This is a genomic window from Poseidonibacter lekithochrous (genome assembly GCF_018861145.1).
In the GTDB taxonomy this organism is placed as follows: Bacteria; Campylobacterota; Campylobacteria; order Campylobacterales; family Arcobacteraceae; genus Poseidonibacter; species Poseidonibacter lekithochrous_A.
Genome location: NZ_JAHKQT010000031.1, coordinates 13506 through 29080 on the forward strand (window position 1 = coordinate 13506; position 15575 = coordinate 29080).

Annotated in this window: 17 protein-coding genes; 3 read left to right on the forward strand and 14 right to left on the reverse strand. The window is 26.9% G+C overall.

The features are described from left to right. Position 1: 1 nt before the first annotated feature. The 5 genes from KO488_RS11400 to greA all read right to left on the reverse strand — a co-directional run bounded on the left by KO488_RS11400 (position 2) and on the right by greA (position 3905). A complete protein-coding gene (locus tag KO488_RS11400; RefSeq protein ID WP_216058942.1) occupies positions 2-1087 on the reverse strand; it encodes an ABC transporter substrate-binding protein in 1086 nt (361 codons plus the stop codon). Positions 1088-1191: 104 nt separating this feature from the next. Then, positions 1192-1731 (reverse strand): hypothetical protein, encoded by a 540-nt coding sequence (locus tag KO488_RS11405; protein WP_216058943.1) that lies wholly within the window; start codon positions 1729-1731, stop codon positions 1192-1194. After that, positions 1728-2426: a UDP-2,3-diacylglucosamine diphosphatase gene (locus tag KO488_RS11410; RefSeq protein ID WP_216058944.1), complete on the reverse strand. Its 699-nt coding sequence runs from the start codon at positions 2424-2426 to the stop codon at positions 1728-1730. The genes KO488_RS11405 and KO488_RS11410 overlap by 4 nt, the downstream gene beginning before the upstream one ends. After that, positions 2416-3420, reverse strand: a complete 1005-nt coding sequence (argC, locus tag KO488_RS11415) for an N-acetyl-gamma-glutamyl-phosphate reductase (RefSeq protein WP_216058945.1) — start codon at positions 3418-3420, stop codon at positions 2416-2418. Before argC ends, KO488_RS11410 begins: the two co-directional genes overlap by 11 nt. Further along, positions 3420-3905 carry a transcription elongation factor GreA gene (gene greA / locus KO488_RS11420; RefSeq protein ID WP_216058946.1) on the reverse strand — a complete coding sequence of 162 codons (486 nt, stop codon included), beginning with the start codon at positions 3903-3905 and terminating at the stop codon, positions 3420-3422. Before greA ends, argC begins: the two co-directional genes overlap by 1 nt. Before the next feature lie 60 nt (positions 3906-3965). Between greA and KO488_RS11425 the strand changes: the two genes are divergently transcribed. Further along, positions 3966-4616: a tRNA threonylcarbamoyladenosine dehydratase gene (locus KO488_RS11425; RefSeq protein ID WP_216058947.1), complete on the forward strand. Its 651-nt coding sequence runs from the start codon at positions 3966-3968 to the stop codon at positions 4614-4616. A gap of 62 nt (positions 4617-4678) precedes the next feature. After that, positions 4679-5584: a chemotaxis protein CheV gene (locus tag KO488_RS11430; protein ID WP_216058948.1), complete on the forward strand. Its 906-nt coding sequence runs from the start codon at positions 4679-4681 to the stop codon at positions 5582-5584. A gap of 53 nt (positions 5585-5637) precedes the next feature. Here KO488_RS11430 and argH read toward each other — a convergent pair whose 3' ends face one another. The 9 genes from argH to KO488_RS11475 all read right to left on the reverse strand — a co-directional run bounded on the left by argH (position 5638) and on the right by KO488_RS11475 (position 14481). After that, positions 5638-7032 (reverse strand): argininosuccinate lyase, encoded by a 1395-nt coding sequence (gene argH, locus KO488_RS11435; RefSeq protein WP_216058949.1) that lies wholly within the window; start codon positions 7030-7032, stop codon positions 5638-5640. Between the two features lie 57 nt (positions 7033-7089). Further along, entirely contained in the window at positions 7090-8358 is a 1269-nt protein-coding gene (locus KO488_RS11440) for a hypothetical protein (protein ID WP_216058950.1), read from the reverse strand. A 6-nt stretch (positions 8359-8364) separates the two neighbouring features. Beyond that, positions 8365-8799, reverse strand: a complete 435-nt coding sequence (locus KO488_RS11445) for a hemerythrin domain-containing protein (RefSeq protein ID WP_216058951.1) — start codon at positions 8797-8799, stop codon at positions 8365-8367. A gap of 73 nt (positions 8800-8872) precedes the next feature. Further along, positions 8873-9490: a hypothetical protein gene (locus KO488_RS11450; RefSeq protein WP_216058952.1), complete on the reverse strand. Its 618-nt coding sequence runs from the start codon at positions 9488-9490 to the stop codon at positions 8873-8875. Between the two features lie 21 nt (positions 9491-9511). Next, positions 9512-10279, reverse strand: coding sequence for a sulfite exporter TauE/SafE family protein (locus KO488_RS11455; protein ID WP_216058953.1), 768 nt, complete (start codon positions 10277-10279; stop codon positions 9512-9514). Positions 10280-10331: 52 nt separating this feature from the next. Next, on the reverse strand, positions 10332-10853 hold the full coding sequence (locus KO488_RS11460) for a GNAT family N-acetyltransferase (RefSeq protein WP_216058954.1): 522 nt from the start codon (positions 10851-10853) through the stop codon (positions 10332-10334). A 53-nt stretch (positions 10854-10906) separates the two neighbouring features. After that, entirely contained in the window at positions 10907-12136 is a 1230-nt protein-coding gene (locus tag KO488_RS11465) for an MFS transporter (RefSeq protein WP_216058955.1), read from the reverse strand. A gap of 137 nt (positions 12137-12273) precedes the next feature. Further along, positions 12274-13254, reverse strand: coding sequence for an iron-sulfur cluster assembly scaffold protein (locus tag KO488_RS11470; RefSeq protein ID WP_216058956.1), 981 nt, complete (start codon positions 13252-13254; stop codon positions 12274-12276). A gap of 30 nt (positions 13255-13284) precedes the next feature. Next, positions 13285-14481: a NifS family cysteine desulfurase gene (locus tag KO488_RS11475; RefSeq protein WP_216058981.1), complete on the reverse strand. Its 1197-nt coding sequence runs from the start codon at positions 14479-14481 to the stop codon at positions 13285-13287. 250 nt (positions 14482-14731) lie between these two features. Here KO488_RS11475 and KO488_RS11480 point away from each other — a divergent pair, with 250 nt between their 5' ends. Beyond that, positions 14732-15526, forward strand: a complete 795-nt coding sequence (locus KO488_RS11480) for a transporter substrate-binding domain-containing protein (protein ID WP_216058957.1) — start codon at positions 14732-14734, stop codon at positions 15524-15526. The last annotated feature ends 49 nt before the right edge of the window (positions 15527-15575 follow it).

A 15575-nucleotide genomic window follows, 5' to 3' on the forward strand; every position in this document is an offset into this window, starting at 1 on the left:
CTTACTTTATTTTCTTAAACTTACTATCTATTACTTCAAAAATATAATATGGTGTTTTAATATCTCCAAATTTATTAAATGATATTTTATCCCCAGATATATTGAAAGTCTCTTTTTCAATAATATATTTTTTAATATCATTAACATTTTTATTGCCATGTTGTAATGCTTCAATTAGAACTTTAGCAGTTTGATATCCTTGCATATTTGATCTATTTGCTTCATATCTATATACTTTAGAAAAATATTTCTCAAATTTACGATATTCCTCATCTTCATAATTAATATAATCTGATGAAATAAAATAAATACCTTCTGACCATTTACCAGAATTTTCAATAAACTCTTTATTCATTGCCCATCCCGATGAGATTATAGGGGTATGATTGTTATTGATTCTTAAATATTGGATTAAACTTGCTGAATCTCTACTATTTTGAACTTGTACTATAAAATCAGCAGGTTTAATTTTTTCTAGAATTTCTTCATAAGGTAAACTTGCATCAATTATTTCTTCAAATTTCATATTTTTATTATCATTGAAAATATGCATGTAGTCATATAGATATGATTTATTTTTTTTATCACCAATTAAAAAAATCTTTTTTGCATTATTCTTCTGTAATAACTTGATTAAATTAATAAAATGTTTCGAAGAGTTTGCTGTTTGAAGTCTAAAAAAATTATCATCAATATTAGAAAATTTACTACTACTAGCAGATGGAGAGATTTGAAAGATGTCATTATATTTTGAAGTAATATCAAGTGTAACTTCAGTCATAGAACTTGTAGCATTTCCAATAATATATTTAACATCAGACTCAATAAGTTCTTTTACTGCTTTTTCGTTAACTTCTTTATCTTGCTTATCATCTTTAAAGATTAATTCAACTTTCTTATTATTTATCTGATAATTAATTTTATCAAAAGCTAAAACAATCCCATTTTTTTCATATAAGCCTAAATCAGAATATTTACCTGTAAGTCCTAATATAACACCTATTTTTATACTATCATCTTTATTTTTATCAATACATGCGTTAAATGATATAAATATAAAAATTATTAATAAAATATTTCTAATCATAATTTTCCTTAACTGAATAGTTATAATCTGATTTAATAATACAAACATCATATCATCTTTTCATTAATAATAAAATAAAATAATTATTTTATGAAATTATATTTCTAATATTTAGACATGTAATAAAAAAGTATGGATACTTCCCTGCTTGACCAAATAATATCTTGAGACAATTCATCTCTACTTTTATTAAGATTAATATGATTATTATATTTATCAATAATTTTTTGAGTAGATTGAACTATTAAATTTTTATTACTATTTAGAATTAAATCATGAAATAAAGAATCGTCATTTGACACAAATAAAAATTTATTTTGTTTAAACATAGCCATCAATAGTGAAACTTGCCATGTATGCCATTCAATCTTATCAAGTTTCGAAGGAGATTTACTTGCATAATCTAATGCTTTAAAAGACTCAAATACTTGTTTTGCAGCTTTTGTTAGTGAATAGTCATCCATTTGAGATATTTTTTTTGGTAACATTATATTTTCAACGACTAAGTTTTTTGGAGCACTAATATTAGTATTAGAACTTTTATTAGAACTTTTATTTTGACTACTTATATTAATTAAAATCAAAAGTAATAAAATAGCTATAACTATTATTACAGTTATAATTCCAATTAAAAATGCACTCATATTTTTTCTCCTACAAACTCATAGTTATTTAATCTTATATATTTTTTATCACAACAAAGAGAAGGAATATTTATATATTTTTTGCTCTCAAATTCAAAAGTAGAACCTTGATGATAGTGACCTTCTATAATTATATCAGTTTTATAATTATTTATTCTTTTAGCTACTAATTTTTCATAAGTTTGCATTTTATGACAAATGTTTTTTTCTAAAAGTGATGAATCTATTTTTTTTGAAATAAAATTGCCAAAATCAATCATATTCAAAAATTTTAATAAGATTGAATTTCTAATAATTGAACAATATAAATCATATTGCCAATTTATAAAATTATCTCCATGAGATAACGCAATTGTTTTATCTTTATATTTACCAAGTAAAGGCTGTTTTTCTCTTTTATAAACTTTTATATTGGGAAATAGTTTTTGCAAGTTATAATCATGGTTTCCCTCTAAGTAAACTATTTCTATGCTTAAGGATAATTTATTTAAAAGATCAATCAAGATTTTATTTTGTTTTATAAAGTATTTACTTTCACCTGATAGAAAGTCAAAATTATCACCCATAAGAATGAGTTGATGTGTATCAATCTTTTTAGAGTCTAATTCCTCTAAAAAGACTAAAAATTCTCTATTTTTTGAATTAAAATGAGAATCCGCTACAAAAATTGCGTTATCTTCTAGATTAAGGAACATAGGCTATTTTTGGAATTCCTTCATTATCTTCAAAGCCACACATAATATTTGCATTTACTACAGCTTGTGATGAAGCTCCTCTTAATAGATTGTCAATTGAAGAATTTATAAATAATGCTTTCTTATTTCTAGCTACAAAAACATCACAAAAGTTTGTTCCAGCTGTTGATTTAATATCAACTGCACTTTTTCTAACTCTTACAAATTCACTATTTTTATATCTTTCTTCTAAAATTTCTTCAACATTTACTTCTTCTTTTAATGTTGCATAAACTGAAATCAACATACCTCTTGTAACAGGAATTAATTGAGGAACAAAATTAATTTGAAACTCTTTATTTTTTACTAATTTAATTTTTTCTTCAATTTCAGGCATATGTCTATGTTTAAAAGGATTATAAGCCATCATATTTTCATTTAAATTAGCAAAATGAGCTAATTCTGTTAATTTTTTACCAGCTCCACTTATTCCAGATTTTGCATCAATAAAAATTTGACTTCCTTCTTCAATATAATCTATAAAAGGTAATAATCCTAATAATGAAGCTGTTGGATAACATCCAGGGTTTGCAACTAAATTAGTATTTTTTATTTCATTTCTATAATACTCAGGTAATCCATAAACAGAATTAGGAATATTTTCTTTATCTTCATGAGCACAATAATGTTCTTCATAAGTATCAAGCTCAAGTCTATAATCAGCTGATAAATCTACAACTTTTACATCTAAGGATAATAACTCTTTTGCAAAAGACATAGATGCTTTATGAGGAAGTGCTAAAAAAGCTAAATCAGCCTTGGCAGCAACATCACTAGCACTTGCTTTTTCTACTTTAATATCTAATACACCTTTTAAACAAGGATGTAAATCTTCTACATTAATATCACCTGTTGTATTTGCAATATAAGTAATATTAAATTTTGGGTGATTTAATAATATTTTAATTAATTCTAAACCAGTATAACCACTAGCCCCTATAATTGCTACATTCATTATATTTTCAACTCCTCGTATCCAACACTTAGAACTTCAAAAGTTTTAACTCCACCAGGAAGCATTGCTTTGATTTCATCACCCTCTTCTTTTCCTAAAAGCTGTTTTGCTAAAGGTGAATTAAAAGATATTAATCCATTATCCGCATTTGATTCAACACCACCTACAATTGCATATTTAAATTCTTCATCTGTATTTACATCAACAAGTTCAACTGTTGAACCAAAACTTACTTTAGTATGTGGAAGAGTTTTAGGATCTATAATTACAGCTTTAGAAATCACGGCACCAATTTCTGCCATTTGGATATCTATTAATGCTAATTTCTCTTTTGCTGAATGATACTCTGCATTCTCTTTTAAATCACCTAGTTGTCTAGCTTCTTCTAATGCAATTACAGTTTCAGGTCTCTCTTTCTTTTTTAGAAACTCCAATTCACCTGTAATTTTTTCGTATCCGATATTTGTCATGGGTTCTTTATCCATCAACATCTCCAATCATTAATTTATGATATAATAGCGAAAATTTTTAAAAGAGTAGTTTAGATGAAATATGATAGAACAAAAAAGCTATTTGGTGATGAAACTTTTAATAAATTCCAAGATACAAAACTAATTTTATTTGGTGTTGGTGGAGTTGGTAGTTTTGCATTAGATGCACTTTATAACACAGGAATTACTAATATTACAATTGTAGATTTTGATACTTATGAAGAGTCAAATATGAATAGACAATTAGGAAGTGTTGGTAATATTGGAAGAATTAAAGTTGATGTAATGAAAGAGAGATATCCAGAAGTAATTGCAATTAATGAAAAAATCACACCTCAATGGATTGATGATTTTGATTTTTCATCTTATGATTATATTTTAGATGCAATTGATGATGTTAAACCAAAAGTTCATTTAATTCAAAGACATTATAAAAAAGTTATTACAACAAGTGGTGGAGCTAAAAGAATTGATCCTAGTAAAATCGAATATATTTCAATTTGGGATACGTATAATGATCCCTTCATTAGAAAAATCAGAACTGAATTAAAACAAAAAGGTTTTAAGAAAAAATTTAAAGTAATTTTTTCATCTGAAAATCCAATGTGTATTGAAAAAGGAAGTTTTGAAGGAGTTACTGCATCTTTTGGTTTGATGATGGCTTCTGTTACAATACAAAAAGTTATTGCTAAAATGAAAAAATAACTTAAAGTTACTTAAAGAATAAAAGATATATAATAAATCAATTAAGAGATAAAAGGATTAATATGAGCGGAATTAGTGGTAGTGTTGAGCAAATGACACAAGCTCACTTGAGAAATGTCCAGCAATTAGCAGTATTTTACACTGGTCACGATAATATTTACGCAATTAATATAGCAAAAGTAAAAGCTTTTATAATTACAGAAGAAGTAGCAATAAACGATACTCCAACTGATTCTGATGTAATCGCAGGAATTGCTACAATTAGAGGTGAACCAGTTACATTAATCAATTTAGATGCATGGTTAGGTGGTAAAGCATTAGAAGTAAAAGAATACAAATTAGTGATATTTTGTGAATTTAATCATAAAAAAATTGGATTTTTAGTAAAAGATATGCTTGATATTGTAGAAAAAACAACTGATGAACTAAGACATACAGAAGAAACAAATTCCAAGATAACATACACAACTTATGTTAAAGTTCATAATAAAGATGAACTATGTACAGTCTTTAATGCAGAACAATTATTAAGAGATATTGGTTGGACTGATGATGGAGAAAATGATGTTCAAAAATATGTTGAAAATAAATTACAATCTGAAAAAATAATCTTAGCAGCGGAAGATTCAGGAGTTGCTAGAGAAGTTTTAAATTCTTTCTTTAAAAAAACAGGTGTTAGATTTGAAATATATACAAATGGAACTCTATTAATAAAAAGAATCGAAGAGCTTGATCCACAATCAATTGGTATGATAATTACTGATATTGAAATGCCTGGAACTGATGGATATCAAGTTGCATCATTTGTTAAATCAAATTCAAAATATGAACATATTCCAGTTATTGTAAACTCATCTATGACAACAGATGCAGTAAGAGGGAAAATGGATCAAATTGGAGTTGATGGTTTTGTAGGAAAAACAGATATTCCTACATTATTTGAATTAACTAAAAAATTCTTAACTTAATATTATAATATTTAAATAACTTAAACTAGAAGTTTTCTTCTAGTTTACTTTTCTTATTTAATTTCTTCTAACCATCTTTTTAAATCTTCTATTTGTTTTATTGTTTGTGTCGTTGATGTTCCACCAAGTGAAGTTCTTGCATTCATTGAATTTCTTAAATCTAAATACATAACAATTTCTTCATCAATATCTTTGATTTCATCATTTGATTCCCTGATTTCTTCAACTGTTAATTCACTAATATCTTTATTTAAACTATTAGCTTTTTCTACTACATCTTTTGTAATGTAATATGCTGTTCTAAAAGGCATATTTTGTTTTTGTACTAAAAAGTCTGCTAAATCAGTAGCACTTAAATGTCCTATTTTACAAGCACTTTCCATTTTATCTACATTTACAATCATAGTTTTTATAACTTCATTTAAAATTTTTAATGAAATTTCAATAGTTTTTACAGAATCAAAAACACCTTCTTTATCTTCTTGAGTATCTTTATTATAAGCTAATGGTAAACCTTTCATTACTGTAAATAATGAAATTAAGTTCCCGTATACACGTCCTGTTTTTCCACGAAGTAATTCAGGAACATCAGGGTTTTTCTTTTGTGGCATAATAGAAGAAGTTGTTGCATACTCATCACTCATTCTTACAAATTGGAATTCATAAGATGACCAAGTTACTAACTCTTCAGAAATTCTACTAATGTGCATCATTGAAGTTGAAATATTAAATAAAATCTCTAAAGCAAAATCTCTATCTGAAACTGTATCCATAGCATGTGCAGTAGGTGCATAAAATCCTAACTTATCAGATGTACTCTGTCTATTTATATTATGTGGAGTTCCAGCTAAGGCTGCTGAGCCTAGAGGCGAGTAATTATTTCTTTCATATGAACTTTCAAATCTTTGTAAATCTCTTTTAAACATATTTGCATAAGCTAGTAAGTGATATCCAAAGTTAAGTGGTTGTGCATGTTGCAAGTGAGTCATTCCTGGAATTAAAGTTTCAGTATGATTTGCTGCTACATTTACAAAAGTTTCAACTAATTGTTTTAATAACTCTTTAATACTTAATGATTTTTCTTGTACATATAATCTAAAATCAGTTGCAACTTGGTCATTTCTACTTCTAGCTGTATGAAGTCTTTTTCCAGGTTCACCTATGATTTCAGTAAGTCTATTTTCAACTGCCATATGAATATCTTCATATGCAAGTGAAAATTCAAAAGCACCAGTTTCAATCTCTTCTTTTACTTGTAATAAGCCATTTTCAATTGCCTTTTGCTCTTCAAAAGTTAAAACACCTTGTTCACATAACATTTGAGAATGAGCAATAGAACCTTTTATATCTTGTGAATAAAGTTCTTTATCGAACATAATTGAAGCATTAAATTCATCTAGAATTTGTGCATTTGTATTTTTTAATATTTGATTATTTTGATTTGACATATTTATATCCCTATGTTGTAATAAGCTTAAATTTCGCGTATTATAACATAAGTGATATTATTTAAAAGCAGTCATATCCGCAGGATCAGTTTTTGCTATTTTTGAGTATTTTTTCACTCCAATTAAACAGTTAATAAAAAACATACTATTTGAAATAATGAAAAGTATTGAGGCTAGATAAATGAAAGTGTTAATAAAATAGCTTAAAACAAAAAATACTACAGAAGCTAAGTGAAAAAAGAAATGATATTTTATATTTTTTTCTTCAATAAACTCTCTAATTGTTGGAATTGAAAAATAACCTTTTGAACTTAAATGAAACCAGGATAAGAAAGGAATAATTTTATAAACCATTCCTTGTAATAATGAATAAAGAAAACCAAAAGCAAATACAATAGCTAAAATAAAGTTTGATTCAAAAACATCAAATAACCATAAAATCATTGATAGTATAAACATAATAAGAGAAAGTTTCCAATACCATAAAGTGATATCAAAAACTGGCCGTTTTCTATTATTTAGTGACTTTAATCCAAAATATGAGTATGAAATAAAAATACATACAAAAAGTAATTTTAAAATAAAAAAATTTATTTCAAATAATAAAAAGAAAAAACTTATAAATAAAAGTGCAAATAAAACTAATGGCACTTTATTTTGTATAACTTTAGGAAAATCTTGGGATACATAAAACATAGGAATTACTTGAAAAGAAACGCCCATTATAATTAAGCTTGCAAAACCAAAAAGAGCGAATAAAATATGAGAGTTTACAAAAACTGAATAGTTTTCTCCCATACTTCCACTTATATGAGAAATAGCAAGAAATAATCCTAAGAAAAAAGTAATTAATCCTGAAATAGAAAATAATCTCATTGCTTTAACTGTTGATGTTAAGAATTCAACTTTAAAAAGTAGTTTTATTGTGATTATAAAAAAGAGCAAAAAAGCAATTGATAAAAACAATACCCCAATATGTAAAAACATTTTTATATCAAAGATAAAAGAAGAGCTTAATCCTAAAGTACCCAAAACTAAACTAGTATGAACAACATTTCCAAATAAAAGTGGTTTTTTTATTACGCAGCCTGCAAGTACTGGCATCATTTGTTGCATTGCACCAAAAATAATCATACTTAGAATACCTAGTGTAAATAAATGCACAGCAGCAATTGCTATATATGAATATTGATTTGAGATTTCTAAAAAAGGAGAAAAAAGAAAAAGAAGACCTAAAAGTACTCCAAAAATAGGAGCACTTAAGAAAAACTTAATAGGTACACTAATAGGTGGTGCTTGATCTAGACTTAAACCTTGATTGAACATAAGCTTTTAAATTGCTTTCATATTTTCTACAACATCACTTACAACATCACCTAAATGACTATCTGCCATTGCATATAACATTTGTTCTTCTTTCATATTGTGTTGTTGCATTAGCATCATTAAACTTTCACTAACACCAAAGAAGTGATCTTTATTTGTTGCATTTACATCAGCTTTTAAATCTTCTAAAAGACCTCTCATTTGGTCATGTTCCATTCTCATCATTGCTGTTGGTCCTTGAGTTATGCCAGTCTTATTTTCAAATGCAGGAAACATTACTTTTTCCTCCATATCAAAATGATGCAATAAATCTGTAGAGAATTTAACTAATTTAGAATTAGCATCTATCCAATCTCCTGAAGCAACTGAATTTTCCATATTTGCGAATTCTTCGTCACAAGCTCTATGATCTTGCGTTAAAAATGATGATATTGTTTCCATGATAATGCCTTGTTTTAATTTAGGACATTATATTGGAAATTTAAATTAGTTAAATTGATAACAATCAATATGATTAAAAATTGTCTTTATTATTAAAAACCTTATTTTGGATATTATATTTTCTACAAATAAACATAAATGAAAAGAAAATGGAAGTATGAAAAACAACTAATAAAAATATAGCTAAAATAGGAACACCAAGTATTTGATATGGCCAAGTATAATTCCAAACTCCTAAATAGATAGTTATAATTTCACCAAAAGTTGGTAATATTGCAGATAAAAGAACAAGCATAAGTAATTTATTTTTAAATCTATTTATATTTATTACCTTTAATATATCTTCTTCAATACGATAAAAAAACATAAAAGTTAAGCCCCAAGCAAGTGGTAACCAATAAGGGAACTGCCTATTATTACTTAAATCAAAATATAACCAGTATCCATTTTTAATTCCCCATAATTCAGCAGAAACTCCTAAAACTGCACTTATAAAAGTCCCAGCTAATAAAATATAAGCTTTATTTTTCTCGTAATTAGTATTTATATCTTTATAAAATCTGTAGATAAATACACATAATAATAATAGAAAGACTAAAAAATCATACTTATGAAAATAACCTATAAGAGAACCTATAATAAGTAAAGAAATAAAGGGTCTAAATAAAATAACTGAAAGTTTTTTTAACATGTGATAATCTAATCTAAAAAACTATGAAATAATAATCTTAATAAGATTTGCAAGAAGCATAAAAACTAAAACTATAATTAATACTTTTTTAATAAACTTTTCACCACCTTTAATAGCATAGTGACTTCCAGTCCAAGACCCTGCCATATTTGCTAATGCCATAGGAAGTGCAATCATCCATAAAACTTTTCCGGCAGCTACAAAAGCAATTGCTGAACCTAAGTTTGTTGCTAAATTTAAAGGTTTAGTTGATGCAGTTGAAATAATATAATCTAAATGTAAGAACTTTTTCATTGAAATTGTCATATAAGTTCCAGTTCCAGGACCTAATAATCCATCATAAAATCCAATAGGAGCAGTTGCTAATACTATATTTTTTTTCGTTAATTCAGTATTTTCTTCTTTTATATCTCTACTTTTCTTCATTAAGAAAAGAAGTGCAATAGGAATTGATATTAAAATAGCCCATTGTATAATTTCATCTGACAAAAACATTACTAATTCACTTCCTACATAAGAAGCTATTAAACATGGGATAATTGCAATACTTACAACTTTAAAAGAAATCTTTTTACTAAGATAGTATTTAAGTGTTGCCATTGAAACGCCAAATAAACTTGCCATTTTATTTGTTGCTAGTACAAAAACAGGAGGAATCCCACTTAGGAGTAAAACTGGCACTTGAACCATTCCTCCACCCCCAGCAATTGAATCTATATATCCTGCTATAAAACCTGTAATAATAAAAATAACAATCCAGGTACTTGTTATATCTTGTAAAAATTCCATATATTCTCTTTTTCTTTTTTGGGAGTATATCTAAAAATTACAAAATGCTAGGCTAAGCTTGAGTAAGTGATTCTTTCATTTTCATATATAAGTCTTTATATTCATCTTTCTTTAAAACCTTTTTATGAGTCATTAATAAAAGTTTTAATTCTTTTTCACCTTTTCTAAATGGCACTTGATAATGTTCATGTTCATTTAATTGAAACTCGAATTTTTTATAAAACTTTAATCTTTTTTCACTTATTTCATCACTAATCTCTTCTATTTCCAAAACAATATTTTTATTATCTTTTATAAATTCTTCTAAGATTTTAGAACCATAAGACATACCTCTTAAATTACTGTTTACTGCAAAATGTTCTAAGTAAGTATATGAAGATATTTTCCAATAAAAAACAATAGAAAGTAAAATATCATTTTCAATATAACAAAGCATTTTATAATCTTTTTCATCTAGTAATTTTATTTGTTCATCTAAAGTTCTCCTTTCTTCTAAAGGAAAAGATTCTATATATAATTCCCATGCAGAATTAAAGAAAAGATCATTTTTATTTTTTAGATAAATTATTCTCATAATTAAAATAGCTAAAAGCTGTATCACCTTTCCATATTATTTTCTTTTATTTCTTAACTATATTCTTCGTCTTGTCTTGGGTCTAACTCTGGCAATTCGGCTCCTGAAGTAATAGGAATATTTACAAAGACACTTAAATCTTTATCTTTTACTCTTTCTTGTGTTAAAGCATAGATACTTAAAACTAAACATAAAACAAAAAAACATATAAATAAAAAGTTAGGAGTTAAACTCAAACCTAATCCTATAATTAAAGGAGAAAGAAATGAGCCTATTCCATAAGTAAAAAGTAAAGTCCTACTAATTTCAACTATATCTTTATTTTCATCAACAATATCATTTGCACGTGCAACAGCTAAAGGATATAATGTGAATATTGTCAACCCTAAAGAGAAACCAAGTATAAGTAAATATAACTCTTCATTTGCATATACAACAAAAAGCAGTGAAGTAATAGCACTTATAAAAGATACAATAGATATAAGTTTTCTTCTACCAAATTTATCAGAAAGCATTCCTACTGGCCACTGAGAAATCAATCCTCCAATAATTGAAATTAACATGAATTTTGATACTAATTCAACTGAATCACTTTGCATTAAGATATAAACAGGAAGCATCGTAAAAAAACCACCTATTAAAAATCCACTAATAAAACTAGTAACCGTGGCAAGAGGAACTATTGAAAATATCTTTGGAAAACTAAACTTATCAAAAGGTGTTAAAACAGGTTCTTTAATTTTTGTTAATGATATAAAAATTACAGAAAATAAAACAAGAGCCGAACCAATTGTAAAAATAAATTGCTTGAAGTGTTCATCAATATTTAAAAAAAGTTGTCCAATTGCAGTTGCTAGATAAAAAATAATTGTATATATTGCTAATATTTTTCCTCTACTATCTTCAGAACTTTTTTCGTTTAACCAACTTTCTAATATGATTAAAAGAGCATAAAAAGAAAAACCAGAAAGAAGTCTTAAAATTGCCCATAATACTTCATTAAAAAAAACTGCATGCAATAAAAAAGTGATTACCATTAATGCTGCAAATGCTGCAAAACTTCTGATATGTCCAACACTAGAAATGATTTTTTGACTAAAAATCGAAGATAATACTGCACCTAAAAAAAACGAGGCATTAATTATACCAATTACAGAATTACTAACTTCTAACTCTTTTAAATAAATTCCAATAAATGTCAGAATCATTCCATAGCCAATTGCTAAAAAACCAATTGCAAAGAATAAAGAAGATATAGGAAAGATAATTTTTTTTACACTCATGAATAGCCTTATTTAAATATATATATTAATAAGCGATATCCTAACTAAAAATAGCTATATTTTAATACTATTTTTCAAATAAAAAAGGCTCATTCAGAAGAATGAACCTTTAAAATATTTATATTTGTATCGATTTATTAAATTGGTAAAACTCTTATGTTTTCATCAATTTTTTGTTGTAATACAGATTCGATTGCATATAAAGTTCCAGTAGACCCAGACGAACATCCTGAACATGAACCTAAATATCTGATATATAAATCATAATGAGGAATATTATCTTTAATATCAATAATTTCCATATTTCCACCATCCATTACTAACATTGGTCTGATATCTTCATCTAATACTGAATCAATAGTTTTAATTCTTTGAACTAAAGTCATTTTATCAAAAGTTAATTCTCCAGATTCACTAGCATCTGCTGCATTTTTCATTTTTTCTTCCTCCATTTGAGCTCTTGTATCAGCCAAGATATCAACTAAATAGTAATCCATTTCTTCGTGGCCACCTGGCTTAACACATGATTTACAAAAAGCACCTGCTTTTGTATAATCAGTAATTTGCTCAACTGTTTTTAAGTCATTAATTTTAATAACTTCTTGAATTGTTCCTAAACTTACTCTTGCACATTCACATACAATAATTTCAGTTTCAAAAGATTCCATATCAACACCTTTATACTCAGATGCTGCTTTTTTAATTACATCATAAGCCATAACTGAACAGTGCATTTTTTGTGGTGGAACAGCTGGAGTATCTGGATTATCTCTTAATGCTTTTTCAACATCAATATTTGTAATCTTAACAGCTTCATCAACAGTTTTACCAACACATAATTCAGCCATAACATCAGAAGATGCAATTGCCGTACCACAACCAAAAGATTTGAATTTAGATTCAACAATCTCATCAGTTTTTTCATTTACTGCCCAGTATAATCTTACTGCGTCACCACATGATTCAGCACCAAAATCAGCAACAATTAATTTTGTTCCTAATTCTTTTGCTCGCTCTTCAGTAATTTCACCTTGATGTTGTGGGTTATTCATTCTATTTACAACTTGATTTGAATACTCGTCCCAAATTGATCCACTAATTAAATCATTTTTTGCCATATCATTTTCCTTTTTATTATTCTTTTATTTTTATAAAGCTGACTTATGCGATTCTGGCGCATATGCATACGAACTTGAAAGTGCTCTTAATCTTGTAACAGCATTTTTAACTACTTCAATTGCATAATCAATTTGTTCTTCTGTATTAAATCTACTTAATGAGAATCGTACACCTGTATGAGCTAATTCACTATCACTACCAAATGCATTCATAACAGGATTTGCTTCTAAATCTTCACTAGCACATGCACTTCCAGTTGAAGCTCCAATACCATTCTGATTTAAATCCCATAACATAGATTCACCTTCAACACCTCTAATAGAAATTAATGTTGTATTCGGAGTTCTATTGTCTTTTCCACCAATTACAATAGTTTCTGGTAATTCTAAAATTGCTGCTTCTAATTTATCTCTTAATTTACTTACGTGATTTTTTTCATAAGCTAAAGCCATAGTAGATGTTGCTAAATGCATAGCCCATCCCATTCCAACCATTGATGCAACATCAACAGTACCAGCTCTATTTCCACCCATTTGTTCACCACCATGAAGTAATGGAGTTAATTCAGAACCTTTTTTAACATATAATCCACCAACACCTTTTGGTCCATGGAATTTATGTGCAGAAAAACTTATGTAGTTCAGATTACAATCTTGAACATCAACTGGAAATTTCCCAATAGCTTGTGTAGCATCAGAGTGAAAAGCAACACCAGTTGTTTTACAGATTAATCCAATCTCTTTAATTGGAAAGATTTTACCTGTTTCATTATTTGCCCACATAATTGTAACTAAAGCCGTTTCTTCTGTAATATTATCTCTAACTAAAGATGCTTCTAAAACACCATCTTCATTTACAGGTAAATAAGTTACTTTAACACCTTGTGTTTCTAAGAATTTACAGGCTGCTGTTATTGCTGGATGTTCAACTTCACTAGTAATGATATGATTTTTATCACCATTTAAAATCTTATCAACCCAAATACCTTTAATTACTGTATTATTACTTTCAGTTGCATTTCCTGTGATGATAATATCATCTTCATCAGCTGCATTAATTCCTTCATATAAGAAATCTAAAGCTTCAACCATTTTAGGATGAGTTCCTGCCCCAAATTTATGAAGTGAGTTAGGGTTTCCGTAAATCTCACAAAAAAATGGTTTCATTTCTTCGAAAACTTTTGGGTCTACCATTGTAGTTGCGTTATTATCTAAATAAACTTCCATCATATTCTATATTCCTATTAGTTTAATATTTTCTATTTTTTACTTTTAAATACTTTTTCTTAATTGATTTTCGTATTTTAGTGCAAATAGGATAAAAATTGTCTTAATTAAGATTTCAGAATCTTAATTATTAAATTTATCACAAATTTTCGGAATATTATAGTGGAATTTTTATAAATAAATAGACCATTAATAAAGTAATGTTAAGTTTAGTATGGAATAATATTATAAAATTAACAAAAGGTACATAATGAAAAAAATATTATTCACATTAATGTTTACATTAATATCTCTTACTTTAGCAGTTGCAGATACTAAAGAAGACAAAAAAGTTTTAACAGTTGGTATGGAATTAGCATATCCACCATTTGAAATGAGTGATAAAGATGGTGTTCCTCAAGGTGTTTCAGTTGATTTTGCAAAAGCACTTGGTGAATATTTAGGACGAGAAGTTGTTATTGAAAACACAGCATGGAGTGGTTTAATTCCATCTTTAAAAACAGGAAGAATTGATTTAATTATTTCGTCTATGACAATTACAAAAGAAAGACAAAGATCTATTAATTTCTCAATTCCTTATGCGCAATCTTCACTTGCAATTTTAGCTAATAAAAATTCTGGAGTTTCAAGTATTGATGATTTAGATAAAAAAGGGAAAAAAGTTGCAGTTAAAAAAGGTTCTACGGGACATGTTTACGTAAGCAAAAACTTTAAAAATGCAGATATCTTAGTATTTGATAAAGAAAATGCTTGTGTTCTTGAAGTAGTTCAAGGAAAAGTAGATGGTTTTTTATATGACCAATTAACAATTTATAAAAATTATGTTCAACATAAAGATACAACTGTTGCTCTTTTAAAGTCTTTTCAAAAAGATTTTGAATACTGGGGTGTTGCATTAAACAAAAAAGATGTTGAGTTAAAAGAAAAAGTTGATGAATTTATCAAAAAAGCAAAAGCTGATGGTACCTTTGCTAAATTTGCAAAAAAACATTTATCTGAAGCAAAAGCTACTTTTGATGAATTAAATATACCTTTCTTTTTCTAGGGAATTACTATCTTTAAAATAAAAAAATTATTTATAAATGAATTAACTT